The sequence below is a fragment of the Sphingomonas palmae genome (genome assembly GCF_900109565.1).
Classification (GTDB): domain Bacteria; phylum Pseudomonadota; class Alphaproteobacteria; order Sphingomonadales; family Sphingomonadaceae; genus Sphingomonas; species Sphingomonas palmae.
Window position 1 is genome coordinate 107334 of the sequence record NZ_FNZZ01000005.1, and the last position, 25406, is coordinate 132739.

Sequence of the window (25406 nt, forward strand, 5' to 3'; positions counted from 1 at the left end):
CCGCCGGGTACGTTCCCGGCGGCGGAGTTCGGGTGAGGCGCGACAGCGCGCATGGTCCTGGCCAGAATGCGGCGGGACCGCGCGCGTCGCCGCGCGGGGCGGTTCAGGCCGCGATGCGCTCGCGCGCCCGGGCGACCCGCTTCTTCACCGCGGTCTCGGTGGAGCCGAGGGCGATCGCGATCTCCGCCATCCCGCCGCCCATGCCGACGCGGACGAGCAGCGACCAGTCGGCCGGACGGGACGCAGCCTCGAGTTCGCGCAGGCGGCTACGCGCCGCGACGGCATCGAAGAACGAGGGCGTGTTCGCGCGGGCGTGGAGGGGATCGTAGTGAACGACCTTGATCGCAGCACGGCGACGGTGCTTGCCGGCGCGGTTCACGAGGAGGTTGCCGACCTGCGCTTCCAGCGCGGCGGCGGACGCCGGGACCGCGCTTCGCTCGACCATGTCGAGGATCGCGTCGCCCGCCTCGTCGGCGGCCCATGTGGCGTTGCTGACGGCCGTACGGCCGGAAATCGTCTGGGCGCGGCGATACGCCTCCCAGACGTAGGCTGGTGCCTGCGTCATTATGTCTTCTCCGTCTCTATGCCGGGGTGGTTGTCCCGGCGGATCGATCGAGAGACCCCTCATTCCCGCAGACGTCCCGGGCCCAAGGCGCTGTTGCCAAGGGAGCGGGAGGTGTCGTCGTGCGGAAGCTCGACTGCCTCTCGACCTTCTATATGCCCCAGAACGGGATTTGGTCCCAGGGAAAATGCGCAGGCCGCCGGGGGGCGGCCTGCGCGATCCTCACTCTCCTCCTAGCTGCACCTTCATGTTGTTCGACCACTCGCGGCCGAACGTGTCGAAGAGCATCCGCCGATCCTCGCCTCCACTCGCCATCATCTGGCTCTGAGTACGCGCAAGGCTCAGCAGCATAAGCTGGAGCGAGACTACCAGGTCCGTCGCGTCGCCGGGCTGCTCGCCCGTGTCCTCGGCGCCATCGGTGGCAGGTGCGGTCGCGAAGTCGACGAGAGGCTGGTAGAAGCGGGTGTAGAACGGGTGCGCCGTGTTGATCGTCAGAATGACCCGCCCGAACTTGTACTCGACGTGGTAGAACGGCCAGTAGGGATCGTGACGGAAGATGGTCACGTAGGTCGAGCCCCTGATGCGCTCGAACGCCTGCTCGTCCGTCTCACCATCGCGCTTCAACGTCACCGCCAGCCCGCGCAGATTCTCGTCGAGCATCTGCCGCTCCTCCGCCGTTTCCGGCGCCGGCGTGGGCAGCTGCTTGCCCTGCAAGCCGTCCGTCGCGTTGGCTCGCTTCTCAGCCTGACTCGCCGGGCTGTCCGCGTCCTCCTTGACCTTCGCGGCGCGTGATTCCGCGATGCTCTTGCGCGTGGCCCGAACCTCGTCCTCGATCTCCTTCCGGATGATATCGAGGACGTAGCCCTTCGGCCGCACGCCCTGCTTGTTCATCGCGACCCCGAACGCCTCGTCGAGCTCGGCCGGGAAATCGACCTGGAGCCGCATCCACTTGGTGTCGCCATGCGCGGGCATCTTCAGCTTGGAGTTGGGCCCCGCATAGACCTCGCGGTCGGCCCGCATGAAGGAGACCTGATAGTCGTCATAGATCTGAAGGCCCGACTTGATCACGCCTTCGGGAAGTTCGGACCATTCCTCGATGGGCAGGCGGTAAAGCCGCACCGAGACGGGCGCCTTCGTCTCACTACCCTCCGCGATGGGGATCTCGATGCGAGGCCACGGACGGATTAGCCGGCTGCGCTTCTCCTTCAGCCCCTCCACCTTCGCGTGCCGAGCCGTCGTCATCCAGTAGGTCGGGTCGGATGCTTCCACCCTGCGATTGTTGACGTAGAGCTTGACGCCCTTCTCGATGTAGCGGCGGTAGACCCGCGCCATGTCCTTCACGGCGTGGTCCACGAGCGTCTTGGCGTTCTTGTAGGTAAGCCTGTCGCAATTGGGCATGAAGACCATGGTGCCAGAGGGTCCCAGCCGCTCGAGCAGGTCATCCTCAGCCGACGTGAACAACGCCTGGGTGTCACTTGGATTCTTCGGGTAGTTCATCGGCCGAGTGAGGATGCGGGCGATGTTCGACGGCAGCGTGTTCATGAACTGCGGCTCTGGCAGCTCGATCAGGTTGGAACGACTGTTGCTGATCTCCTGGACGTCGAGGACCATGCGGTAGAACGCACCCGGCTCTTGCCAGGAGTAGAGCTCCATCATCGGGCTCATGCTGAGCGCCGCCGCCTTCATCCCGACGCCGTAGCGCCCGATGCTCTTGCGATTCTCATACACCATCGAGCCGCCGAACGACGTGGCGACCTGGAGGACATGGGGAGCCATGCCGCGGCCGTTGTCGAGAACCAGGACGTCGACGCGCGTTGCGCCGCGCTGCTTCTCCTCCGCGAAGTAGACGCGCACCTCGGTGGCGTCCCACTGGAGCGAGTTGTCGACGTGCTCGCACACGGCGGAGACGGTGTCGTTATAGCCGACGTCGCGCAGCGAGTTGACCAACGTCTGCCCGAGGAACAGCGGCACCTTCGTGCCCTCCTTCAGGATGCGCTGAAGGACGGTGCGTCCCCCCTTCGGAGCATCGGCGCCCCAGTCGTGCGCCGCATCGTCCGATCGAGCCACGATGTTCACGTCATCTTCGAGCATGTTCGTTTCCCATGGTTGTCGACGCGCTATTGCGTCTGGGGAGGAGCGGCCAAACCGGCGCTCGTAGATCATGTCGGTCAAGCAGGAAGAAGGACCCAAAAAGCCATCGCCGCTTGGGCCTGACCGGGTTGACCATGATCAGATAGGCCGGGGCGTGGCATCAGCCACGCCCCGGCCGGAAAGGTCAGCCGGCGAGCTTACCCGCCCGAAGCAGACGCAACAGCACGACTTGGTAGCACGACCTGTAGGCGGACGGCTTCTTGCCCACCTGCGCCGGGTCCTGGTTGAGGTCGTTGTAGGCCGCGCGCACCACGTCGCACAGGTCGTTGATCGACTCCGCCAGCAACTGCTCCGGGGGCATGATCCACTTGAACTCGCCGTCCGACCACGCCTTCTGGTCGATGTTGGCGCGGAAGGCCGCGAAGATCGGGTAGATCAGTCCGACGAAGAACCGACGCTCGATGCTCACCCCCTCCGCGAAGGGTGCGGGCTTGGGGTTCTTCGCCTGCTTGTTCTTGCCCCGCTCCTTGCCCAGGAGGCCGAGCCGTGGTTCCTTCTGCGTATGCTTCGACGCCTCCGCCGCGACACGATCGTACAGCGAGAGGATCTCGTGGAGATGCGGCGTCATGAGCCGGTACGCCGAGAACTCGCCCTTGGCGGCCGCGTCGGCGTCAGCCTGGAAGTCGGCGAGGATCTTCGTGGGCTGGCCGAAGACTACGTTCGGGGACTTGGCCTCGTCGGGGTAGAGTTGAAGATTTAGCGCTGCCATGCGGGCCAGCACGTCCTGGATGTCGATGTCGCCCTCGTCACCCATGGTGTAGCTGATGCGGTCGGCACCCTGCTTGCCGGCCATGGCCTCCTTGATCGCCTCGAACTCGCCTTCGAGATTGGCGAGGGAGGCGTCCTTCACCTGCAGCGAACGGTTCAGACCCTCCGCCAGATCGACGATGCGGTCGGGATTGACCGCCTCCATGATGTGCAGGCGCACGTACGGCGTGGCGGCCTCCCCAAGCTCACCGTCCTCCACCACCTGCAGGGATGCGTGCAGCGTGTGGCCGCCGTTGACCACGCCGTGCTTTGTCTTGTCGGTCAGGCGCATGACGAGGAAGCCTTCGCCACCAGGCTCCTTCACGTGCTCGGCATGGTCCACCAGCAGGTAGATGCCCTGGTTCTTGAGGACGAACAGCGCGGGGTCGTCGCGCAACGTGTTCATGATGCGCTGGGCCACCTTGCCCGTCACCTTCCGCGCATCGCCGCGCCGCTGCGGCATGCGGGGGTTCACCGCCATCCAGTCGGCCAGCGCCGGTGGAAGGTCCTCGACCTTCACGAAGCAGTTGTAGAGCTTGGTGGGCTTGTCGCCGAGGCTCTGGCCCGGGATGGGCATTGAGCGGAACTGGTCCGTCGGAAGACGCAACTCGAGCGCGTTCTGGTCAGTCATTTTTCATCACTCCAAGGCAGAAGGTGGTCCCCGCTACCGTCATGCACCACCTCGTGACGCCCGCTCTTGCGAGAATCAGGTTGTGCGGGGTCCAACGTGAGTACGCATGTACGCGGAGTCAAGCGGTTTCAGGATTACCGACAAGACGTTGGCGCCGACAACCGCATAGCCTTTACAATTTACTTTAGCATCGTCGCCAAATTCCCACAGGCCCAATCCACGAAACGCTGCACCTTGACGAGGTTGGCGTGCTGCTGCGGATAGACGACATGGTAGCCGAGCGGCGACGGCATCCGGATCGAGAATGGCTCCACCAGGCGCCCGGCCGCGATGTCGTTGCGCACCACCGCGCTACGTCCGAGTGCGACCCCGAGACCCTCGATCGCGGTCTGGTACGACGGATAGAGCAGGTCGCACACGATCTCCCCGGCAAAGGTGAGATCGTCCACTCCCGCCTTGCGCTGCCAGAGCGGCCAGTCGTCGCGAAGGACCAGCGGCGAGGTCGTCCTGATGATGAAGTGGTGTCGCAGATCGGAAGGCCTCAGGAGCGCCGTCGGTCCTGCGAGAAGGCTGGGGCTGCAGACGGGGAAGATCTCCTCGTTCGTGATCCGGTGGGCCGCGAAGCCCGGCCAGTCGGCGTCCATGCCGTACTGGATCGAGACGTCGTAATCGTCCGGTCGCACCTGCGCATAAGGCATCAGCGTCCTGACCTTCAGCCGGATCGCGGGATTGCTCCGCATGAAGTCGCCTAGGGCGGGCAGCAGGCACTTGATGGCAAACGTGCCCAGGCAAGCGATCGTCAGAACGTCACGCTGACGGCGGCCTATCGCGCGGTCGGCCGCGACCTGCAGCTCGGTGATCGCCGAGCGCGCCGGGCCGAGATACTCAATGCCAGCCTCCGTCAAGCGGATGTCGTTACCGACGCGGTGGAAGAAGCGTGCTCCGATCAGCTCCTCCAAGTTGCGGATCTGGTGGCTGATCGCGCTCTGCGTCAGGTTCAACTCGATCGCTGCACGCGTGAAGCTGAGGTGACGAGCGGCCGCCTCGAAGGCCCGCAGCCCCGCCATGGATGGAAGTCGGCTCTGCATATGCCAGCGTAGTCCCGGGTGACAGCGGGCTTCAATAGCTCATGAAGAACTCTAATGACCCGCTGAAATCCTTTCGTTTGTGGGACACGTACCCGACCGGCAAATCCTTCTGACAAGGTGACGCCCAGCGCGCCGCGCCGTCGGAGAGAGGGATGTTCGAGGAAGGTACGGCCGTCGCCGCAGACGGCACGAAACTGTTCTACACGCGGCACGGTCGCGGACCTGCGCACATCGTCTTGACCCATTCGCTGGGGATGACCGGTGAGTTCTGGCGACCCGTCTTGGATCGGTTGCGCGACGACGAAATAACGGTTCTGACCTGGGATTGTCGCGGGCACGGCCGATCGGATAAACCGGCGGGTCCGTACTCCGTCGAGCAGTTCGCGGACGACTTGAACGCGGTGCTCGACGCGGCCGGCTGGCCCGACGCCGTTGTCGCCGGAGCGTCCATGGGCGGTTGCGTGACCCTCGCGTTCGCCATCCGCCACTCTAAACGCGTCACCGCGCTCGGGCTCTTCGACACTACCGCCACTTATGGCGCCACTGCGCCAGCGGACTGGGCGGAGCGAGCCAGTAAGGCCGCCAGCGAGGGACTCGCCTCCCTCACCTCGTTCCAGCAGACGCGCTGGTTCAGCGACGACTTCCGGGCGCAACACCCCGATGTCGTGGAGGCATGCGTCGAGGTGTTCCGCGCCAATGATGTCGGCGCGTTCGAAGATACCTGCCGTATGCTCGGAGCGGTTGACCTCACGAGCGGGCTTTCCACCATCCACGTGCCGACCACGATCCTGGTCGGGGAGGAGGACTATGCGACCCCTCCGGCGATGGCCGAAGTGATGCATACGGGCATCCCCGGCTCCACGCTCGAGGTCATTTCCGGCGCCCGCCATCTCACACCCATCGAGTGCCCCGAGGTCGTCGCATCGCGCCTCCTCGCGCTCGCGCAAGGAGACGTCGCGTGAAGTTCACTGGAGAATTCACGATCCCCGCACCTCGGGCCGAGGTCTTCGAACGCCTCAACGACCCTCATTTCTTCTCCTCCTGCCTGGAGGGGATCAGCGAACTCACCGAGATCGACGGCGAGCACTACACCGCCACGCTCGAGACCAGGATCGCCTACATCAAGTTTCGCTTCGCCGTCGCGGTGGCCCTCGTCGAGCGAGTGGCGCCGGAGAAGGTGGTAGCCAGGGTCGAGGGCACCCCCAAAGGAGTCGTCGGGAGGCTCACCGCCACTGCCGAGGCGCACCTGGGTGAAGCCGACGAAGGTCGAGAGACGCTCGTGACCTACGAGATGGACGTCGCGCTCGCCGGCAAGCTCGGCAGTCTCGGGCAGCCCGTCCTCAAGTCCAAGGCGAAGGAGATGGAGCGCGGCTTCGTCAAGAACGTGAATGCGGCCTTCGCGGCGGAGCATGCCTCCTGATGCTCGATTTCGAACTCAGGAGGCCGACCTCGCTCGAGGACGCGCTGGCCATGCTGGACACGGACGACCCCTCGGTGCGACCCTGGTCCGGCGGCACGGCGCTCATGCTGATGATGAAGTCCGGCGTGTTCGAGCCTTCGGTGCTGGTGGACCTCACCGGCGTCGAGGAGGAACACGCATCCATTCGGCGGCTGGAGGATGGCGGCACCAGCATTGGTGCGCTGGCAACGCTCGCGTCCCTCCAGTTCGATCCGCATCTCGCGAGTGAGGCCCCCGTGCTTGGTCAGGCCTTGCCGCGTCTTGCCAATGTCCGCGTCCGCAACGTGGCTCGCGTCGGCGGATGTCTCGCCCATGGCGATCCCCACATGGATCTGCCGCCCATCCTCGCCTGCCTGCGCGGGCTGGTGGTCGCACGCAAGGCGGATGGCGAACGGCGGATAGCCGTCGAGCAGCTGTTCGCCGGCTATTACGAGACGGTCCTCGATCCGGGTGAGATCATCACTGCCGTGGAACTGCCGACCCAGACCGGCTGGGATAGCGTCTACCGCAAGACCACCGTCAGGACGCACCACGACTGGCCGACCGTCGGGGTGGCGATTTCGCTGCGGCGAGAGGCCGGTCTCATAGTCGAGTCCAGGGTGATCGTGTCTGCGGCCACCGAGAAGCTGACGAGGCTTGAGGCTGTCGAGAATCTGCTCGCGGGTCAGCCGAGCAACGCCGCCCTGTTCACTCGGGCAGGCAGAACCGCCGCCGAGCTCGTCGAGACCATCGACGATGCGCAGGGCTCAGCCTCGTACAAGAGGGTTCTCGTCGGCGTGGAGGTACGCCGCGCCCTATCACAGATCCTGGAGGAGGGAAGCGGATCGTGAGCGTCGAGACGATGAACCGCAACGAAGGGAAGAACCAGCCCGAGGTTGGCCGGGACGTGCCGCGCCTCGAGTCACGTCGCAAGGTCACCGGTCGCGCGGACTACGTTCACAACCTTAGCGTGCCGGGCATGCTGCACGCCAAGGTGTTCCGTTCCACCGTGCCGCATGGACGCATCCTGTCGATCGACACCTCCGAGGCGCTTGACGCTCCGGGCGTGCACTATGTCCTCACCGGGGAGGACATCAGGGCGATGTTCCCGCATCCCTACTATGGACCTGCCTTCCACGATCAGCCGGTCCTCGCCCTCGACAAGGTGCGATATGTCGGGGAGCCGGTGGCAGTGGTCCTTGCCGAGGATCCGTTCGCAGCCGCCGACGCTGTGCAGATGATCGTGGCGGACTACGAGGAGCTGGAGCCGGTATACGACGAGGTCGAGGCGGTGACCTCGCCGGTGGTGGTCCACGACGTCCTAAAGCCCGCCGGCACCTTTCCCGACCTGAAGCACTTGCACGGCAAGCGCGACACCAACGTCGCCTTGGACTACCAGCTTCGTCGCGGTGACTGCGATGCCGCGTTCTCCGCCGCAGCGCACGTCTTCGAGCACGAATTCCGATCGCAGCCGGTCATGCACGTGCCGCTCGAGCCGATGGTGTCGCTGGCGGTCCCCGACCACGACCGGCTGACGATCCATACCGCATCCCAGAGCCCCAGCTTCGTGCGGATGGAGATCGCGCGCCTGCTCGGCTGGCCCGAGAACCGGGTCCGCGTGATGGTGCCACATCTCGGCGGCGGCTTTGGCGCCAAGCTCTACATCAAGCTCGAGGCCCTCGTCGCCTGCGCGGCGCTCATCGCGCGTGCTCCGGTCAAGCTGTCGCTGACGATGGAGGAGCAGTTCTACACGATCACCAAGCACGCCAGCACCTTCCGCATCAAGACGGGCGTGGATGCGGATGGGCGCATCACTGCGCGGCGCTGCGAGGTCTACTGGAACGGTGGGGCATATGCCGACATCGGGCCGCGCGTGACCCAGAAGTCGGGCTTCACCGCGCCGGGACCGTACGACATCGAGAACGTGTCGATCGACAGCTACGCGCTCTACACAAACCGTCCGCCAGCGGGGGCGCTACGCGGCTTCGGCATCCCCCAGCTCGTCTGGGCCTACGAGAGCCAGGCGGATATCATCGCGCGCGAGCTCGGACAGGATCCGGTCGAGTTCCGCCGCCGCAACCTGCTCCGCAACGGGCGTCCGCAGGCGACCGGGACGATCATGGAGAGCGCGGCCATCCACGAGGTGCTCGAGACGGTCGTCGAGCGGTTGGAGTGGGCAAAGCCGTTCGATCGGGGCAGCGGCCCGGTGCGACGCGGGCGGGCGATCGCCATCGGCTTCAAGGCGTCGATCGCGCCTACGACCTCGGTCGCCATCGTGACGGTGGCCGCGGACGGCAGCGCCTCGCTCTCCATCTCCACCGTGGACATGGGCCAGGGATCGGACACGGCGATGGCGCAGATCGTCGCGGAGACGCTCGGGATCCCGACTGAGGAGGTCACCGTGGTCCATCCGGACACCGACACCACCCCCTACGACATGGCGACGCTTGGCTCCCGCTCCACGTTCCACACCGGCAACGCGGTGAAGCGCGCGGCGGAGGACGCGCGCGAACGGTTGGCGCGGCTTGCGGAGGAGGCCGGAATGCCGGCCCAGGACAGCTACGCTCCGGCCGAGGTGTTCCGGAAGCGCTATGGCATGCAGGCCGGCACCGTAACCGGCACCGGCAGCTACATCCCTGAGTACAGGTCACCGGACGAGGATGGGCAGTCACCGAAGGTCACCCCCTACTGGATGATAGGCGCGACCGGGGTGGAGCTCGAGGTCGATACGGAGACGGGCCACGTGCACGTGACGCGTATGGTCAATGCGGTCGACTGCGGCACGCCGCTGAACCCAAAGATCGTGGAGGCCCAGATCTCCGGCGCGGCGATCATGCAGTTCGGCTTCACCATGAGCGAGGAAATGCACTTCGACGCGGGGCAGGTAACCAACGCCTCCTTCGCCGACTACAAGATCCCGGGCATCCACGACATCCCGCCGCTCATGGACGAGTACATCGTCGACGCGGTGCAGAGCGGGGGCCCGTTCGGCGCGAAGGGGGTTGGCGAGAGTGCGACGTTCGGGGTCTCGCCCTCGATCGCGGGCGCCATTGAGGATGCCGTCGGCGTGCGGCTCACCGAACTCCCGCTCACGCCCGAGAAGGTGCTGCGTGCGATCCGCGCGGCCGCCGGCGACCCACTCGAGGACTGACATGAGACAGCACATCAGCTTCAACCTGAACGGACGCCCTGTGTCCATGGACGTGGGGGCGCATGAGGACGCCGTCGACGTGCTGCGCCGGCGCAACCTCTTCGGTGCGCGGGAGAGCTGCGGTCAAGGCCTGTGCGGCTGCTGCACGATCAAGGTCGACGGCGTGCCCGTGTCGGGCTGCCTGACGCTCGGGCTCAAGCTGGACGGCGCGGAGGTCGAAACCGTCGAAGGTCTCGAGCGCGAGGGCGTCCTCGACATCGTGCAGCAGGCCTTCATCGATGCGGGCGCCTTCCAGTGCGGCTTCTGCACGCCCGGCTTTGTGATGATGGCGAGCGACCTTCTGGCGAGGGTCGAAGCCCCAACCGACGAGCAGATCAAGGATCACCTAGCGGGCAACCTGTGCCGGTGCGCCGCCTACCCGGAGATCATCGCCGCCGTGCGGGCGGCTGCGGAGAAGCGAAGCGCACACGCGCAAGTCTGAGAACAAGTAAGCGCCGGCGAACGGCGCACTCAAGAGAGGAGAAGGGTGGATGACCACGAGAGCAGTGCCGGCACGCGACGCCGAAGGTCCCTGGTATCATGCGCTTGACCGCAAGCAGTGGAACACGCTGATCGCGTCCAACCTCGGCTGGCTCTTCGACGGCTTCGAGAACTACGCCCTCATCCTCACCGTCGCGCCGGCGCTCAGCCAGCTGCTGCCTAGGACGGAACTGGCGGACCTGCCGTTCTACATCGGCTCGGTCATCGCCATAAACCTCCTTGGTTGGGCCATCGGCGGCCTGCTCGGCGGGGTGCTGGCCGACTACATCGGGCGCAAGCGCATGATGATGTACGCCATCATCGGCTACTCGGTCGCCACCGGCCTTTCGGCCTTCGCATTCTCGTGGTGGTCGTTCGCGGCACTGCGGTTCATCGTTGGCGTCACGGTGGGCTCCGAGTGGGCAACCGGCAGCTCGATGATGGCGGAGCTGTGGCCCGACCGCGCTCGCGGCAAGGGCGCCGGATTGATGCAATGCGGGCTCGGCATCGGCTTCTTCCTCGCATCGCTTGTCTGGCTGTTCGTGGCGCCGCTGGGGAACGACGCCTGGCGCTACATGTACCTGCTCGGCGTCCTGCCCGCGCTCATCACGCTGTGGATCCGGCGAGCCATCCCGGAGTCCGAGCTCTGGGAGGCGGCGATGGCGCGGCGCGCGGAGGCGAAAGCCCGCGAGAACGCCGGACGCACGCTGAGCCACGAGGACCAGCAGCTCACCAAATTCACGCTCGTGGACCTGTTCACGGATCGCGCCGCTCGTCGCGTGACGGTGCTCGCCCTGTTCATGTCGCTTGCCACGACGGTCGGCTTCTGGAGCATCTCGACCTGGGTGCCGCAGTTCGTAGGATCGCTCGCCACGGCGGAGGGTCTGCAAGCGGCTCGTTGGGCGAGCTTCGCCGGCATGGCCTACACTGCCGGCTCCATAACGGGCTACGTCGCCTTCGGCTTCCTGGCCGACGCGCTGGGTCGGAAGCCGGTGACATTCGCCTTCTTCCTGATCGCCCTGCTGCTCACCCCGGTACTCTTCTTCGGCACCAAGGACCTGACCTGGCTCCTGGCTCTAGCGTTCCTGAACGCCATCTTCTCGAACGGGCAGTACACGTGGATGCCGGTGTGGCTTCCGGAGCTCTTCCCCACCCGCATGCGCGGCACGGCGCTGGCGGTGATCTTCAACCTTCCCCGCTTCATCGCCTTCGCTGGCCCGCTGCTCGCCGGCACCCTGATCGTCACCTTTGGCGGCTTCGGCTGGGCAGCCGTCGTGCTCTCGTCGATCTACGTCGTCGGCATGATCGCCACGCCGTTCCTACCGGAGACCCGCGGCAAGCCGCTTCCGCTCTGATCCTTCCACTGGAGTAAGGCCATGAACCGCTTCGTTCTTGCCGCTTCGGCGGCCACCGTCCCGCTCGTCCTGGCGCAACCCGCGAGTGCGCAGCAGCTCCCTGCCGGACCGCCGCCGGTCGAGCAGGATCCGGCCCTTGGCGGCAAGGGGGTGCGACCCGACCAGCAGCAGACCACCGCCACGCCGACGCCGCCGGGACCGGTCGCCCGCTGGCAGGCGTCGAACGGGATCGGCAAGACATTGAGGTCGCTGCGCCAGGACGGGGTCACGCTGACGCTCAACTACATCACCGACACCGCCACCAACGTCGCCGGCGGCGTTCGCAAGGACATAGCGAACACGCATGGTGCCGACGTCGGGATTGACCTGGATCTGGAGAAGCTAGCCGGCATCGGCGGGACGAAGGTCCACATCCAGGCGGCGCAATTCGGGGGCGTGGGCCTGCAGCAGATCGCCATCGGCAACTCCATCAGCCCGCAGCAGTCCTGGCGGCCGGTTAGAGAGGCGTTCCTGTCGCAGCTTAACGTCGAACACGACGCAGGTCGGGTGAACGTGCTCGCCGGGCGGATGGCGCTGAACACCTACTTCTTCAATTCGCCGATAAACTGCGCCTTTCAGTCGGTGACAATGTGCCTGACCACATACGGCCCGATCCAGACGCAGGGAATCACTGGCTTTCCCTACACCAGCTGGGGTCTGAAGGGACGGCTGGCGCTCACCAGCCGCCTCTACGTGCAGACGGGCGTGTTCGACTACAATCCCGCCATCGCGGTCCAGGGCAAAAACGGGCTCGACTTCAGCTTCTTCAAGGGACCTGGCGTGATGATCCCGGTCGAGGTCGGCTACCAAACCACGTTCAAGGATGAGCCGCTGCCGGGCCGCTATAAACTCGGCGCCTACGTCAACACGGATGGCGGCACTAGCCCGTACTTCGACGCGAACGGCGGATCCTCGATCCTGACGGGACGGCCGCGCGCGTTGCAGGGCGGCACGCGCGTGGGCCTATACGCACTCGTGGACCAGACGGTGGCGGCATCGAAGGGCGGCGCACGCAACACCGCCGTCTTCGGCCGCATGTTCGTGAACGCGGGCACTGCCACCTCGATCGACTGGTCCGGCTTCATCGGCGTGCTTCAGACGGGCACATTCGCCGGTCGCGACCGCGACACCATCGGCGCCTTCGTCTCCAACACGCGGTTCAGCGACGAGCAGGTCGCCTTCTGGCGCGACAGGCGGACCCGCTTCGGCGGGTCGGGCGCGCCCGCGCGCAATGAGATCATCGGCGAGTTGAACTACGGCTTCGTGCCGCTCGCGGGCGTGCGGCTGATCCCCAACATCCAGTACATCATCAACCCCGATCCGACCTTCGCCCCTACGAGGACGCGAAGGATACCGGACGCGCTCGTGCTCGGTCTACGGGTCGATCTGCGCGCCCAGGACCTGTTCGGCGGCACCCGGTGAAAACGAGGACCAATGACATGACCATCAAGGCGCTCGCATTCGACATCTTCGGCACCATCGTCGACTGGCGGAGCAGCATCGCTCGTGAGGTCGACCGCTTCCTGGCCGAAATTGGTCGAGAAGACGTGGACTCGTTCGTCTTCGCCCGCGCCTGGCGGGATTTCTATCAACCACGCATGGCCGACTGCCGCTCCGGTGCGCGGCCGTACACGCCGCTGGAGGAGTTGATCGCCGAAGCGCTCGACGAGACGCTCGCGGCCAACGGCATCGCACCCGAAGGTCTGGGACTAGGACGGCGTATCCATTTTGTTCATGCGTGGCGCCGGCTCGATCCATGGCCGGACGTGGTGGAGGGCCTGTGCCTGCTGCAGGCGCGCTTTCCGCTGGTCGCTTTGTCGAACGGGAACCTGGCGCTGACGATGCACCTCGCTCGGCACGGAGGCTATCGGTGGGACGCGATCCTCGGTGCGGAGGTCGCCCAGACGTACAAGCCGCTGCCGCGGCCCTATGATCAGGCGGTGGACATGCTGAGCATTCGACCCGAGGAACTCTGCCTGGTGGCCGCGCACGAGGACGACCTCCGCGCGGCTCGGATGCGGGGCCTCTCGACCGCGTACCTGCACCGGCCGCTGGAGTTCGGTCCCGACGAGATCCACCTTCCGGAAGGCGACTGGAGCTACTCGGCCGACAACCTCCGCTCCCTTTCCGAGGAGCTCTCGGGGCAGGGCTGATGCACACGACGCAGGATGACTGCGAGTTGCGTCTGGCGGCGACCCAGCTACTCTCAGCCAGGAACGGCGCGCTTGCAGTTCTCAGGGAGCTGGAGGAGATCGCCTCGCTGGCGGACCTTCACCTCACGCATCTCCTGATCCTCATCCTCGTGGCAGATGGGAAAGTCCGCCGTGCCAGTGAGATGGCAAGGTCGCTGGATCTCGACTCCGGTGCGATATCGCGCGCATTGGAGAAGCTGGAGATCACCGGTCTCATCGAACGAAGCAGGTCGACGCTTGATCGACGGATCATAGAGATCTCCCTCTCTGCCGCCGGACGATCGGCGGTCACGCGTTCTGTGTCCGGCGTCCAGCGCTTCACGGTCCCTCCTCCGCAAGAAGCCGCGGCCCCGGCCCCTCCAGGGCCATACGATCGTCGGGATTCCGCAAGGGACACTGGTCGAGGGACAGGCAGCCGCAGCCAATGCAGGAGTCCAGCTGATCCCGGAGCTGCATCAGGCTTCTGATGCGCTCGTCCAGCAGCGTTCGCCACGCAGCGGTAAGCCGCCGCCAGTCCGCGGCGGTCGGTGCGCGATCCGCGGGGATCTCGTCGAGATACCGCTTGATCGTCGAAAGCGTGATGCCTGCCCGCTGCGCGACACGGATCACGGCGATCCGCCGCAGGATCGATCGGGCGTAGCGTCGTTGGTTGCCCGACGTCCGCCAGCCCTGGATGAGGCCCTTATCCTCGTAGAAGCGGATCGCGGACACGGCGACCCCGCTGCGCCGGGCGAGTTCGCCAACGGAGAGGTGCGAGGCGACTTGCACGAGGAAGCGTTAAACCGCTTGCGCGACAAGCCGGCGGATCACGACCGTTCGGCCAGATGGATCGCTTCCGCGACGGCCGATGGGTGCATTCCAAGCGAAGCCAGGCGATCAGACAGCTCTTTGACTTCGCTCGGGCGACGTCGGACGACCGTGCAAACCAGGAGCCGAAGCGTCTCGAGCCGCTCGCTGGCCAGACTCTGGACGCCCCGCTGCCCAGTCATCGCGTGCAGGAACGAGAGCAGTCGAATCCGCCATCCGCTCCCATCGTGTGCGCCCCGCCACCAGAAGCTCGAGGCATCCCTCCGCCCGATGGCGATCACCACCATCTCCTCACGGGTCAACCGTTCACCGCTCCACGCGACCCCGAACTGCGGCAACGCCCCGAGCGGCGCCGGGGCGAGCTCCTCGTGATCACTCATCAGCAGGTTCAAGGGAGAGATCGCGTTCACGCCGGGACGAGCTCGCTGATGCGCCTGCTAGCAACGTCGTAGCCGTCGCGTCGCGCTTCGGGGTGGAGGGCCTGCCAGTCGGCGGCGACCACGTGCAGGTCCACGATCCCGAGAAGGGCCAACGCCACGCGGACATGGGAGTCCGCGAAGTTGCCCGCCTCCGCGCCGGTCGTGCCGTAATCGCCGCCACGGCTTGTCACGACATACGCCCGCTTGCCGGTGACCAGCCCGTGGGCGTTGCCATCGCGATCATACCGGAAGGTCCGACCGGGGATCGAGACGTTGTCGATCCACGTCTTGAGGACGGACGGGAAGCCGAAGTTGTACATGGGAGCGCCGATCACCAGCACGTCAGCCCAGTCGAGTTGCTCGATCATTTCGGCGGAGATCGCGACCGCCGCGGCCTCCTCCGCCGAGCGGTCCAATTCGGGCTTGCGAACACCGGCGAGCAGGGCGGCGCCGACGTGAGGTGGCGCTTCCGCGGCGAGATCGCGTTGGATCACCGCTGCGCCGGGGTGGGCGCGTGCGATCTGCACGATCAGCTCCGTGCTCAGGCGTCGCGAGATGGACACCTCAGCGGGCCGCGGGCTGGAATGAAGTGCGAGTATGCGCAGCATGGACTATCTCCGGACAGGCGAGTGGAGGCGCGGCCGATGACCGGATCGCTCCCGATCCATCCGGCGGCCGAGCAAGAGCAGGGCTCCAAGAAGAAGGCATGGGGCGAGCGACGCCTCGACCTCGGCCGTGAGGAACGCGACGCAGGCGGCGAGTGCCGCCGCCGCCGCGCCGACCATGACCCCCACCGGCCTGGTACGGCTCCGCACCAGGAGCATGGCGCCGACCGCCTCCAGCGTGATCGTGGCCTCGCCGAGCCAGGCGTGTGCGGCAGCACGGAAGACGGCATGCGCGACGAGCCCGATCGCCAATGCCAGCGACCAGAGCCTTGTCCACGCCACCCGCCTCACCGGCGGCCGCCCTGGGCGATCATCGTCGGCTCCTCGGGCGACCACCCCCCGCCGAGAGCCCGGAAGAGGAGGACGAGCGAGGATGCCACCTGTCGGTTCTGCTCGGTCAGCGCCAGCCGCGCCCGCACCAGCTCGGACTGAGCGACGATCACGTCGACGTAGGCGATGGACCCTGCCTTGTACCTCAGGTCCGCCAAGCGGAACGCCTGGTCGGACCGCTCCACGGCGATCCGCAGCTCGCCCTGTCGACGCAGGCCTGCGCCATACGCGCTCAGAGCCTGCTCCGTCTCCTTCATCGCCGTCAGGACGGTGCCGTCGAAGGTCGCGAGCGCCGCCTCGGTCCTAGCCTCGGACTGACGGATGCGCGCCCGTGCCGCACCGTTGTTGGGAAACGCGAAGGATAGCAGCGGGCCCAGCCCGAAGATGAAGCCTCGACTCTGACTGATCCCCTCGCCACCGGCTTGCGCGACCGATGCTCCGAGGCTGATCCGCGGGTAGAGGTCCGCGCTTGCCACTCCGATCCGAGCGGTGGCCGCGGCGAGGCGGCGCTCGGCCTCGGCGACGTCGGGTCGCCGCTTCAGCAGCCCGGCGACATCGCCGATGGGAATGGGTCGGTGCGGGCCGGGGGGAGACCCGCACCGGGCGGCGGCTTCCGGTACTTGGGCAGGGGGGAGACCCAGAAGCGCCGCCAACTCGTAGAGCGCCGACTGGCGCGCATCTTCGAAAGGAGCCAGCGCCGCACGCGCCTCGGCCAACTGGCCTTCGGCACGTGCGACGTCGAGCCTGGCGGCGGAACCAGCGCGCTCCTGCTGCCCGATGATCCGCGCGCTGTCCGCCGTCAGGTCGATCGATGACCTCACCACCGTGATCGCGTCGGACGCGGTACAGGCGGAGAGATATGCATCCGTGACGGCCGCGACGATCCGGACGCGCACGGCTGCGCGTGCGAACGCCGCAGCCTCGGCATCCGCTCGCGCAGCCTCGACGGTCCGTGATACGCGGCCGAACAGATCCACCTCGTAGGCGAGCTGGAACGAGCCCAACCCGCTGAACCGGTTGCCGGGCAGGTAGAGGGGCGGCTGCGTACGACCGTAGGTCCCCTGGCCGTTGATGGTCGTTTGCGGAAGGCGCGCGTTGCGTGCCTCTCCAACGACCGCCTCTGCGGCCCTGAGGTTCGCCAAGGCGACGCGGAGGTCGGTGTTGGCGGCCAGGGCCCGCTCGATCAGCGCGTCCAGGGCCGGATCCTCGTAGGTGCGCCACCAGTCGGGACCCGGCCCCTCGTCCGCCGTCGAACCCGGAAGGGGAGTGACGAGCGCGGTCTGCGACGCAGTGGGCGCAGCGGGGCGAACGTAGTTCGGACCGGTCGTGCACGCCGACGTCGCGAGCAGCAGGAAGGAAAGCATCGTCTTGCGCATGGGTCAGGCCTCCACGGCCGCAGGCGTCATTGCGCCCTGTGTGGTGTCTTCTCCGGCGTGCACGCGATGATCGCGGGCCAGGAGCGTGTAGAAGGTGGGCAGGACGAAGAGGGTGAAGAGGGTTCCGATGAGCATCCCCATCACCACCACGATCCCGATGGCGAAACGGCTGGCCGCACCCGCACCGCCTGCGAACAGCAGCGGCACGAGGCCGGCGACCATCGCCGCGGTCGTCATCAGCACCGGGCGCATGCGCACCCGCGCTGCCTCGACGATCGCGTGCGCCCGATCCTTGCCTTCGAGCCGCTGCACGTCGTTGGCGAAGGCGACCATCAGGATGCCGTGCTTCGAGATCAGCCCGATGAGGGTCACGAGCCCGATCTGCGTGTAGATGTTGAGGGTCGTGAACCCGAGGTAGAGCGGCAGCAGCGCCCCGCAGACGGCCAGCGGCACGGTGACGAGGATCACCAGCGGATCGCGGAAGCTCTCATACTGCGCAGCCAGGACCAGAAAGATCACGATCAGCGCGAACGCGAAGGACACTGTGAGGCGGTTGCCCTCCTGCACATACTGCCGGCTGTCCGCGAGCCAGTCGACGGTGACGCCGGGACTGAGCGGCTGCGCCTGCATGAACTCCACCGCCTGACCCATGGTCACGCCCGGGGCGAGCACACCCGACAAGGTCGCGGCGTTCATCTGGTTGAACTGGGGCAGCCGGTTCGCGCTCGGCTTCACGTCGACGCTGATGACGGTCGACAACGGGATCATCTGTCCCGAGCGCGACCGCACATAGTAGCGGCCCAGGTTCTCCGGGGTCAGCCGGTCCTGCTGGCGGACCTGCGGCACGACGTCGTAGGAACGATCGTGGAAGTTGAAGCGGTTGACGTAGTTCTCGCCGACCAGGGTCGCGAGCGTGTCCGCCACCGACTGCATGGTGACGCCGACCTCACCCGCCTTCGCGGCGTCGATCCGGATCCGCGCCGAGCGGCTGTCGAACGCGAGATCGCTGTCGACGAAGACGAACAGCCCGCTCTTCCACGCCGCGCCCTTCAGCGCCTCCATGTCCTGGAAGATCGCGCTGAAGTCGTTCGGCGAGCGCAGCACCATCTGGAAGGGCAGACCCGCACTGGCCGCCGGCAGAGCCGCGGGCTGGAACGGCGTCACGCTGGCGTCGTGGACGCTGTTCGCCCCGCCGTACAACTGACCCTGGACCTCGGTCGCGGAGCGACCGCGCTCCTCCCATTCCTTGAGGATGACCCCGCCGAACCCCTGGTTCTGCCCGTCGATGCCGTTGTTGAAGAAGCTACCCGCATACTCCGGCAGCGCCTTGAACAGGCCTTGCACGGTGTCGGAGACCCGATCGGTGTAGTTGATGCTGGCGTATTGGGGAGCGCGGGTGGCTGTGAAGACGTAACCCTGGTCCTCCTGTGGAGCGAGCTCGCGCTGCGCACCGAGGAACAGCACTACGGTGCCGCCGAGCATGGCGACCGACACCAGGAGGACGATAGGCCGCATCGCCAACGTGCGGGTCAGCATGCCGGCGTATCCGCCGGATACCCGGTCGAAGAAGTGCTCGACCTTCTTGGCGAACTGACCCTCCGCGACCTTCCGGTTCAAGAGCTTTGCGCTCATCATCGGCGACAGCGTCAGCGCGATGACACCCGACACGAACACCGATCCGGCGAGGGTGAAGGCGAATTCACGAAACAGGCTGCCGGTCAGCCCTCCCATAAGCCCGATCGGCGCGTAGACCGCCGCGAGGGTGATCGTCATCGCCACCACCGGACCGACGATCTCTCGCGCGCCCTGGATGGCGGCGTCGAAGGGCGAGGCGCCTTCCTCGATGTGCCGATGGATGTTCTCCACCACCACGATCGCGTCGTCGACGACCAGTCCGATCGCCAGCACCATCGCAAGCAGCGTCAGGAGATTGAGCGAGAAGCCGAAGGCCAGCATCAGAGCGGCCGTCCCCACGAGCGACAGCGGGATCGTCACGACCGGGATGATCACGGCGCGGACCGAACCCAGGAACAGGAAGATCACCACGATCACGATGACGATCGCTTCGACGAGCGTGTGCTCGACCTCCTCGATCGAGGCGTTCACGAAGTGCGCGACGTCGAACTTGCTGTTCACCGCCACCCCGGGAGGCGCCGCCTTCTGGATCTGGGGCAGGAGCGCGTTGGCGCCCTTGACGATCTCGAGCGGGTTGCCCTCGGGAGTGGGGGTCAGGGCGATCATCACGGCGCGATCGCCGTCCGACCACGCGGAGCTATTGTAGTCCTGCCCGCCGATCTCGACGGTCGCGACGTCGCGCAGCCGTACCAGACCGTCGGCGCCCGTCTTCACCACCATGTCCCGGAAGTCGTCGAGGCTGCGAAGGTCGGTGGAAGCGGTGATATTCGTGACCGTCAGGCCGCCCTTGAGCTGCCCGGGTGCTGCCTGGACGTTGTTCGAGCGGAGCGCCGTGGCGATGTCGGACGCGGTCAGGTTGCGGGCCGCGAGCTTAACCGGATCGATCCACACGCGCATGGCAAGCGGGCTGCCGCCGGAGATGTCCGCCGAGGCGACGCCCGGGATCGAGGTGAACAGCGGCTGCGCGACGCGGGTCACGAAGTCCCGGAGCTGCGACGGTGTGTAGCGATCGCCGCGGAAGGCGATGTACTGGACCGCCGAGGCGCCGTCCGTGATCTTCGAGATGACCGGGTCGAAGGCGCCCTGCGGCAAGCGGTACTTGACCTGCTGCACCTTCGCGAGGACCTCGGTGAGCGCGCGGTCGGCGTCCGCGTTCAGCACCAGCTTGGCCTTTACCTGGCTGCGGCCCATCGTGGAAGTCGACGTCAGGTATTCGATGCCGCTCGCGGTCGCGATCGACTGCGCGATCGGCTGGGTGACGAAACCCTGCATGACCTCCTGGGTCGCCCCGGGAAACGCCGTGTCGACGGTGATCGTCGCGCTCTGGAGGTTGGGATACTGACGCACCGGCAGACCGAACAGCGCCGTCAGACCGATGAGTAGGATGAGGAGGCTGACGACGATCGCGAGGATCGGCCGACGGATGAAGAGATCGGTGAATGCCATCGTTCGTTCCTCAGCGAGCCGCGTTCTTGGGGGCGGCCGGCCGCTCGTTGACCACCTTCACGGCGCCTCCAGGCTGCAGACGGAGCTGGCCGGTGGTCACGACCACGTCGCCGGACTTCAGACCCGTCTCGACGATGGTGCGGTCGCCGATCTCGCTTCCGACGGTGACGGGCAGCAGCGCGGCCTTCCCGCCGCGCACGACGTACACGCTGTCACCGGAAGCCGAGGTCTGGATCGCGGTGGAGGGCACCAGGATCGCGTCGGCGCGCGCGCCCTGCGCTACGCCCACCGTGACGTATAGGCCGGGCCGAAGCATCGCGCCGGGGTTCGGCATGGTGGCCTGGACCGAGATGTTGCGGGTGTCGCCGCCCACCAGCGGCTCCACCGCGTTGATTGTCGCAGTGAAGTCGCGCCCCGGCGCAGCGTCGCTGCGGACCGCCACGGAGCCGCCGACCCTGAGCCTCGACAGCTCCTGCTGCGGCACGCTGAAGTTCACGTAGAGGCGATCGAGCGCGGTCAGCGTCGCCAGTGGGTCGCCGGCGTTCACGTACTGGCCCGGGTTTACGCGACGAATGCCGATCCGCCCTCCGAACGGAGCGCGTACAGTCTTCTGCGCGATGCGGGCGTCCAGCTGCTGGATCGCGGCACGCGCCTGCGCGAGCTCAGCCTCCCGCTGCTGGAGCAGCTCCCGCGGCTCGGCGCCGGTCGGCGCCAGCTCGCGCGAGCGTTGGTATTGGATCTGTGCGAACCGCGCCCTGGCCTGCGCGGCAGCCCGGTCGGCGCGTTCCGGAGCGTCGAAGAGCTGCAGGAGCTCCGCTCCCTGTCCGACCTGCTGTCCCGCCTCGAACCGGATGGCGGTCACCCGCCCCGGCACCTCGGGAGCAAGCGTGACCTCGCGCACGGCCTGCAGCGTGCCCGTCGCCTCGATAGCCTGCGGAAGCGTTTCGGTCCGGACCGTGGCCGTGCTCACCTCGACGGGCGGCGGCGCATAGGCGACCGCGGATGCCGAACTGCGGATGCTGCGCCAGAGGAAGACGCCACCGAACACCAGAGCGAGGGCGATCACCGCGATGACAAGCGGCCCCCGCGCTCGGGCGTTCTCAATTGTATTTGTCGTGGTGTTCATGTCGGCTCCGCTCGCGGGGCTTCGCGACCCCTTTCGCGAAGGGCTCGCTGAGGAGCCGACGCCGTGAATAGAACCTCAAGTATAGATTAGGTCAAGAAGTTTTTTGGGGTCATGCGGCCGAGCAGCGCTAGGCCGAGCAAGACCGCCGCCGGAGCGACGGCGTGGGCGTACTCTGAATTAAGCAGCAGCGTCGCAATAGCCGCCCCCATCACGATCGCGCCAACGAGGCAGCCGACCCGCCGCGTGAGCCGCCGCACCATCAGCGCAACGGTGACGAGCTCCAAGGCGCCGGTGACGTAGTTGAAACCGGGAGGGTATCCCCACCTGGCATAGTCCTCTATCATCATCGGCGCACCTGCCAGATTCCCGATCGCACCCGCCAGGAACACGCCCCCGAGCGCCAGCGCGAACAGGTTCTCGCGTCTCCTCTTCGTCAATCTCATCATCTTCTCCGAGGAAGGTCGGCGCTTTGGCGTTGGCGTTGACCCTATGCAGCAGCGACGCTAGACCTTCACTTATATTGAGGAATCTACACCATGGGTGCAGTGACTGCGACCGGACAACTGACCGTGGGCGAACTCGCCCGCCGCAGCGGCGTGGCGGTCTCGACCATCCACTTCTACGAGACGAAGGGCCTGATCGAAGGCTGGCGCACCTCGGGGAACCAGCGACGCTACGCGCGCTCCGTGCTGCGTCGTGTGGCCGTCATTCGCATCGCCCAGAGGGCGGGCATCCCCCTCACGACGATCAAGGACTACCTCGACCAGATCCCGACCGACCGCCCGCTCAACGCCGCCGACTGGCGGCAGCTGACCAAATCCTGGCAGGCTCTGCTCGACGAGCGGATCGAAAGCCTCATGCAGCTGCGCAACCAGTTCGATCGGTGCATCGGCTGCGGCTGCCTGTCCCTGGCGGACTGCCCGTTGCGGAACCCCGAGGACAGGCTGGCAGCCGAGGGTGCTGGCCCCCGGCTGCTGGTCCGCCCCGAAGAGCAGGCCGTCTGAACGAGGTAGTCGACGACCGAGGCTTCAGTCCGCGTCGTAGCGGCGACCCGCCTCGTCCCAGTTCACCACGTCCCACCACGCCTTCAGATACCCAGGGCGGTCGTTCTGGTAGGTGAGATAGTAGGCGTGCTCCCACACGTCGTTGCCGAGGATCGGCACGCCCCTGTCGGCCACGTCGTCCATCAGGGGATTGTCCTGGTTCGGCGTCGAGGTGACCTTCAGCGACCCGCTCGCGTCCTTGATCACCCAGGCCCAGCCGGAGCCGAATTGACCGGCGCCTTTGGTGTTGAAGTCCTCCTTGAGCTTGTCGAGCCCCCCGTACGCCTCGATGGCCGCCGCCAATCCACCCGACGGCGCGCTGGCGCCCTTCGGCGCCATGATGCGCCAGAAGAAGTCGTGGTTCCAGAAACCACCACCGTTGTTGCGGACCAGAGGCGGCTGCGTCGAGACGACTGCAAGGATCTCCTCGATCGTCTTGTCCTGAAGTTCGGGATCGGCGGCGACGCCCTCATTGATCTTCGCGGTATAGGCCGCATGGTGCTTGTCGTGATGGACGGTCATCGTCTCGCGGGAGATCACCGGCTCGAGTGCATCATAGCCATAGGGTAGCGGCGGCAGTTCGAAGGCCATTGTCGTTCCTTTCTTTGTGACCGCCAGCAGATAGTCTCTCAACCTTGGTTGAGGTCAAGCGCTCATCCGCGCAGACGTTCTGCGCAAAAAGACAATCTGTAAAACAGCGAAGTCAGCCCTTGACCTAAACGTAGCTTGAGGAACTATCCGCCTGCCCCGCTGGCCATACGGCCGATGACGAAGGCGGAGCGAGGTGAAACGTCCACGACCAGGATCGAGCGGGCACGGGCTCCGCCCGGACGGCGGCATGCCGCGCGTCATCTTGAGCAGGCGATCACTGGAGGCCGACGGTTCAATTGTCCGGGACGAGCCCGGCGGCTCCCATCTGCTGGCGATTACGCTGGATGCGACCGACGCGACGCTTGAGGGACAGATCGATGGACGAGGGTGGCGGTCGGACGAGGGCACCGACCGTGTCACCTTCACACCTGCGGGCGTCGTTCGGACAATCACGATGGCTTCGGGTCGTTACGACTCGCTCCTCGTCGAACTTCCGGCGGCATTGGTTCAGAGGGTCTGCCGTACCAATCGCCGAACGGCCTGGCGTTCCGCCAGCAGTGAGCACAATGCGAAGCTCGCCCTCGCCGCGAGGTGGTACGCCGAGCAGGCATGCGAAGATGCGGAGGAGGACGCGCTCCTCGTGAGGCTGCTCGCGCGCACGGTGGCGCGCAATTTCAGCACCATCCGCTTCCGTGCGGACGATGCTTGGCTTGCTCCGTCAACGCTGAGCCGCATCGCCAGGCTTGCGACTGCTAATCACCGTGCCTGCCTGCCAGCCCTCGCGCAGGAGGCGGGCCTCTCGGTCTCCGCGTTCTCGCGGGCGTTCCGCGGCGCAATTGGCCTCACTGCCGGCGACTGGCTGATAGAACGCCGGATCACGGCAGCCGAGCGGATGCTCATCGAAACGGATCTTCCGCTGACGGAGGTGGCCCGGAGCGTCGGGATCAGAGCGGCGTCCCACTTCAGTCAGACGTTCCTCGCCCGGCGGGGCATGCCGCCAAGCGAGTTCAGGAGGCGTGCGCGCGGGCAGACGGTTCGCGTAAGCGGCTCCAGCACGCCGGGCGAGTACCGCCGATTGGGCAGGTGATGGTTGTCGTGGCCGTATGGTCACGAACAAGGCGCCGATGCTACAGTCGGCCGGAGACCAGCAAATCCGCGGGTCGAGCGGAGTGGCTGTGACTGACCGATTCGAAGACCTGCGCACGTTCGTGACCGTAATCTCCTGCGGAGGCGTCAACGCCGCCGCGGCGGAACTCGGCATCGCGAAATCGGCGGTGAGCAGGAGGCTGTCCGAACTGGAGGAGCGGTTGGGCGCCAGCCTGGTCGAGCGATCCACACGCCGGTTCGAACCCACCGCTCTCGGGCTAGAGTATTACAAGCGGGCCGGCGACATACTTGCCTCGCTCGAGCAGCTGGATGCGGCGATCGCCGCCGCGCCGAATGGCGGCGCGACGCTGACCATCTCCGCGGCGCAGCCCGTCGTCACCCACGTCCTCCTGCCCGCCCTCGCGAGCACGGCCTTTCTGGAAGCCACCTCATCCCTCCGCCTCAAGATCGTCCCGCGCCAGTCCGGCGTCGCTGGTGACGCGGACATGATCGTCTCGGAGGAACCCGTCTCCGGTTGGGAGAGCCGTCCGCTTCTGTCGACCGTGCTCAAGGTTTGCGGATCGCCCGCCTACCTGGCCGGCCGTCCCTCCATCACCGACCCGTCCGCCTTCCACGGCCATGTCTCAATCGCATGGGACGGCACCACCGACTGGCGGCTGCGTGACCGGGCACGCAAGGCGCCGGCCGCGGCGTTGACGACCGCCACCGTCATCGAGGCTAAGGCCGCAGCGCTCGCAGGGTTCGGCCTGGCGCAACTACCCGACTTCCTCGTGGCCGAGGAGATGCGAGACGGAAGCCTGGTCGCCGTGCTGCAGGACCTGGAACCGCCCGCCACACAGCTTCGCGTCTTCTACGCCGCGGATGCGGAGCTGTCGACGCGACAGGCCGTGGACGCACTCAGCGCTCAGGCGGTCTAGCAGCCGCGCAACTTACTTGCGCGACAGATCGGAGGTAAACGACAGAGGAAAGGGGCTTCCGGATAGCATCC

At 66.5% G+C, this 25406-nt stretch carries 24 protein-coding genes and 1 pseudogene; 12 read left to right on the forward strand and 13 right to left on the reverse strand.

Annotated features, from left to right (window positions below; translation table 11 throughout):
* Positions 1–103: 103 nt before the first annotated feature.
* The 4 genes from BMW51_RS12855 to BMW51_RS12870 form a co-directional block, all read right to left on the reverse strand.
* A complete protein-coding gene (locus BMW51_RS12855; protein ID WP_093007068.1) occupies positions 104–565 on the reverse strand; it encodes an RNA polymerase sigma factor in 462 nt (153 codons plus the stop codon).
* A gap of 219 nt (positions 566–784) precedes the next feature.
* Positions 785–2653 (reverse strand): ATP-binding protein, encoded by a 1869-nt coding sequence (locus tag BMW51_RS12860; protein ID WP_218139391.1) that lies wholly within the window; start codon positions 2651–2653, stop codon positions 785–787.
* A 184-nt stretch (positions 2654–2837) separates the two neighbouring features.
* Positions 2838–4091, reverse strand: a complete 1254-nt coding sequence (locus tag BMW51_RS12865; protein ID WP_093007070.1) for an AIPR family protein — start codon at positions 4089–4091, stop codon at positions 2838–2840.
* Between the two features lie 179 nt (positions 4092–4270).
* Positions 4271–5158, reverse strand: coding sequence for a LysR substrate-binding domain-containing protein (locus BMW51_RS12870; protein ID WP_177171670.1), 888 nt, complete (start codon positions 5156–5158; stop codon positions 4271–4273).
* 173 nt (positions 5159–5331) lie between these two features.
* Between BMW51_RS12870 and BMW51_RS12875 the strand changes: the two genes are divergently transcribed.
* The 9 genes and pseudogenes from BMW51_RS12875 to BMW51_RS16435 form a co-directional block, all read left to right on the forward strand.
* The gene (locus BMW51_RS12875) at positions 5332–6141 is read left to right on the forward strand and encodes an alpha/beta fold hydrolase (RefSeq protein ID WP_093007074.1); all 810 of its coding nucleotides are present in this window, start codon (positions 5332–5334) and stop codon (positions 6139–6141) included.
* Positions 6138–6599 carry an SRPBCC family protein gene (locus tag BMW51_RS12880; protein ID WP_177171671.1) on the forward strand — a complete coding sequence of 154 codons (462 nt, stop codon included), beginning with the start codon at positions 6138–6140 and terminating at the stop codon, positions 6597–6599. The genes BMW51_RS12875 and BMW51_RS12880 overlap by 4 nt, the downstream gene beginning before the upstream one ends.
* Positions 6599–7468 (forward strand): FAD binding domain-containing protein, encoded by an 870-nt coding sequence (locus BMW51_RS12885; RefSeq protein ID WP_093007078.1) that lies wholly within the window; start codon positions 6599–6601, stop codon positions 7466–7468. The genes BMW51_RS12880 and BMW51_RS12885 overlap by 1 nt, the downstream gene beginning before the upstream one ends.
* Positions 7465–9768 carry a xanthine dehydrogenase family protein molybdopterin-binding subunit gene (locus BMW51_RS12890; RefSeq protein ID WP_218139392.1) on the forward strand — a complete coding sequence of 768 codons (2304 nt, stop codon included), beginning with the start codon at positions 7465–7467 and terminating at the stop codon, positions 9766–9768. The genes BMW51_RS12885 and BMW51_RS12890 overlap by 4 nt, the downstream gene beginning before the upstream one ends.
* A gap of 1 nt (position 9769) precedes the next feature.
* A complete protein-coding gene (locus tag BMW51_RS12895) occupies positions 9770–10249 on the forward strand; it encodes a (2Fe-2S)-binding protein (RefSeq protein ID WP_093007080.1) in 480 nt (159 codons plus the stop codon).
* A gap of 49 nt (positions 10250–10298) precedes the next feature.
* Complete coding sequence (locus tag BMW51_RS12900; RefSeq protein WP_093007082.1) at positions 10299–11642, forward strand: MFS transporter; 1344 nt, start codon at positions 10299–10301, stop codon at positions 11640–11642.
* 21 nt (positions 11643–11663) lie between these two features.
* On the forward strand, positions 11664–13103 hold the full coding sequence (locus BMW51_RS12905) for a carbohydrate porin (protein ID WP_093007084.1): 1440 nt from the start codon (positions 11664–11666) through the stop codon (positions 13101–13103).
* 17 nt (positions 13104–13120) lie between these two features.
* Entirely contained in the window at positions 13121–13834 is a 714-nt protein-coding gene (locus tag BMW51_RS12910) for a haloacid dehalogenase type II (RefSeq protein ID WP_093007086.1), read from the forward strand.
* Positions 13834–14151 (forward strand): annotated as a pseudogene (locus BMW51_RS16435) (MarR family transcriptional regulator); the annotation flags it as partial. The gene BMW51_RS12910 and the pseudogene BMW51_RS16435, both read left to right, overlap by 1 nt.
* A gap of 40 nt (positions 14152–14191) precedes the next feature.
* On the opposite strand, the gene soxR (BMW51_RS12920) reads toward BMW51_RS16435, so the two are convergent.
* From soxR (BMW51_RS12920) to BMW51_RS12955, 8 genes are all read right to left on the reverse strand, one after another.
* Positions 14192–14641 (reverse strand): redox-sensitive transcriptional activator SoxR, encoded by a 450-nt coding sequence (gene soxR, locus BMW51_RS12920; RefSeq protein WP_093007090.1) that lies wholly within the window; start codon positions 14639–14641, stop codon positions 14192–14194.
* A 38-nt stretch (positions 14642–14679) separates the two neighbouring features.
* A complete protein-coding gene (locus BMW51_RS12925) occupies positions 14680–15072 on the reverse strand; it encodes a hypothetical protein (RefSeq protein WP_143051861.1) in 393 nt (130 codons plus the stop codon).
* Between the two features lie 14 nt (positions 15073–15086).
* The gene (locus tag BMW51_RS12930) at positions 15087–15707 is read right to left on the reverse strand and encodes an FMN-dependent NADH-azoreductase (RefSeq protein ID WP_093007094.1); all 621 of its coding nucleotides are present in this window, start codon (positions 15705–15707) and stop codon (positions 15087–15089) included.
* Between the two features lie 3 nt (positions 15708–15710).
* Positions 15711–16016: a hypothetical protein gene (locus BMW51_RS16190; protein ID WP_143051862.1), complete on the reverse strand. Its 306-nt coding sequence runs from the start codon at positions 16014–16016 to the stop codon at positions 15711–15713.
* Between the two features lie 35 nt (positions 16017–16051).
* Positions 16052–17470 (reverse strand): efflux transporter outer membrane subunit, encoded by a 1419-nt coding sequence (locus tag BMW51_RS12940; protein ID WP_093007098.1) that lies wholly within the window; start codon positions 17468–17470, stop codon positions 16052–16054.
* A 3-nt stretch (positions 17471–17473) separates the two neighbouring features.
* Positions 17474–20551 (reverse strand): efflux RND transporter permease subunit, encoded by a 3078-nt coding sequence (locus tag BMW51_RS12945; RefSeq protein WP_093007100.1) that lies wholly within the window; start codon positions 20549–20551, stop codon positions 17474–17476.
* A 10-nt stretch (positions 20552–20561) separates the two neighbouring features.
* On the reverse strand, positions 20562–21677 hold the full coding sequence (locus BMW51_RS12950) for an efflux RND transporter periplasmic adaptor subunit (protein ID WP_093007102.1): 1116 nt from the start codon (positions 21675–21677) through the stop codon (positions 20562–20564).
* Between the two features lie 86 nt (positions 21678–21763).
* A complete protein-coding gene (locus BMW51_RS12955; RefSeq protein WP_177171672.1) occupies positions 21764–22120 on the reverse strand; it encodes a DoxX family protein in 357 nt (118 codons plus the stop codon).
* Positions 22121–22213: 93 nt separating this feature from the next.
* Here BMW51_RS12955 and soxR (BMW51_RS12960) point away from each other — a divergent pair, with 93 nt between their 5' ends.
* Positions 22214–22681, forward strand: a complete 468-nt coding sequence (soxR, locus tag BMW51_RS12960; RefSeq protein ID WP_093007106.1) for a redox-sensitive transcriptional activator SoxR — start codon at positions 22214–22216, stop codon at positions 22679–22681.
* A gap of 24 nt (positions 22682–22705) precedes the next feature.
* Here the strand turns inward: soxR (BMW51_RS12960) and BMW51_RS12965 are convergent, their stop codons facing one another.
* Positions 22706–23311 (reverse strand): superoxide dismutase, encoded by a 606-nt coding sequence (locus BMW51_RS12965; RefSeq protein ID WP_093007108.1) that lies wholly within the window; start codon positions 23309–23311, stop codon positions 22706–22708.
* 247 nt (positions 23312–23558) lie between these two features.
* Between BMW51_RS12965 and BMW51_RS12970 the strand changes: the two genes are divergently transcribed.
* Positions 23559–24398: a helix-turn-helix domain-containing protein gene (locus tag BMW51_RS12970; protein ID WP_093007110.1), complete on the forward strand. Its 840-nt coding sequence runs from the start codon at positions 23559–23561 to the stop codon at positions 24396–24398.
* A gap of 88 nt (positions 24399–24486) precedes the next feature.
* Positions 24487–25335 carry a LysR family transcriptional regulator gene (locus BMW51_RS12975; RefSeq protein WP_177171673.1) on the forward strand — a complete coding sequence of 283 codons (849 nt, stop codon included), beginning with the start codon at positions 24487–24489 and terminating at the stop codon, positions 25333–25335.
* Positions 25336–25406: the final 71 nt, after the last annotated feature.

Bases quoted from the DNA above. Each gene is read 5' to 3' on its own strand.
- BMW51_RS12955 (WP_177171672.1), bottom strand. From the start codon at position 22,120: ATGAGATTGACGAAGAGGAGACGCGAGAACCTGTTCGCGCTGGCGCTC.
- BMW51_RS12855 (WP_093007068.1), bottom strand. From the start codon at position 565: ATGACGCAGGCACCAGCCTACGTCTGGGAGGCGTATCGCCGCGCCCAG.
- BMW51_RS12950 (WP_093007102.1), bottom strand. From the start codon at position 21,677: ATGAACACCACGACAAATACAATTGAGAACGCCCGAGCGCGGGGGCCG.
- BMW51_RS12865 (WP_093007070.1), bottom strand. From the start codon at position 4,091: ATGACTGACCAGAACGCGCTCGAGTTGCGTCTTCCGACGGACCAGTTC.
- BMW51_RS12900 (WP_093007082.1), top strand. From the start codon at position 10,299: ATGACCACGAGAGCAGTGCCGGCACGCGACGCCGAAGGTCCCTGGTAT.
- BMW51_RS12875 (WP_093007074.1), top strand. From the start codon at position 5,332: ATGTTCGAGGAAGGTACGGCCGTCGCCGCAGACGGCACGAAACTGTTC.
- BMW51_RS12885 (WP_093007078.1), top strand. From the start codon at position 6,599: ATGCTCGATTTCGAACTCAGGAGGCCGACCTCGCTCGAGGACGCGCTG.
- BMW51_RS12895 (WP_093007080.1), top strand. From the start codon at position 9,770: ATGAGACAGCACATCAGCTTCAACCTGAACGGACGCCCTGTGTCCATG.
- BMW51_RS12940 (WP_093007098.1), bottom strand. From the start codon at position 17,470: ATGCGCAAGACGATGCTTTCCTTCCTGCTGCTCGCGACGTCGGCGTGC.
- BMW51_RS12965 (WP_093007108.1), bottom strand. From the start codon at position 23,311: ATGGCCTTCGAACTGCCGCCGCTACCCTATGGCTATGATGCACTCGAG.
- BMW51_RS12870 (WP_177171670.1), bottom strand. From the start codon at position 5,158: ATGGCGGGGCTGCGGGCCTTCGAGGCGGCCGCTCGTCACCTCAGCTTC.
- BMW51_RS12970 (WP_093007110.1), top strand. From the start codon at position 23,559: ATGCCGCGCGTCATCTTGAGCAGGCGATCACTGGAGGCCGACGGTTCA.
- BMW51_RS12910 (WP_093007086.1), top strand. From the start codon at position 13,121: ATGACCATCAAGGCGCTCGCATTCGACATCTTCGGCACCATCGTCGAC.
- BMW51_RS12945 (WP_093007100.1), bottom strand. From the start codon at position 20,551: ATGGCATTCACCGATCTCTTCATCCGTCGGCCGATCCTCGCGATCGTC.
- BMW51_RS12860 (WP_218139391.1), bottom strand. From the start codon at position 2,653: ATGCTCGAAGATGACGTGAACATCGTGGCTCGATCGGACGATGCGGCG.
- BMW51_RS12930 (WP_093007094.1), bottom strand. From the start codon at position 15,707: ATGCTGCGCATACTCGCACTTCATTCCAGCCCGCGGCCCGCTGAGGTG.
- BMW51_RS12905 (WP_093007084.1), top strand. From the start codon at position 11,664: ATGAACCGCTTCGTTCTTGCCGCTTCGGCGGCCACCGTCCCGCTCGTC.
- soxR (WP_093007106.1), top strand. From the start codon at position 22,214: ATGGGTGCAGTGACTGCGACCGGACAACTGACCGTGGGCGAACTCGCC.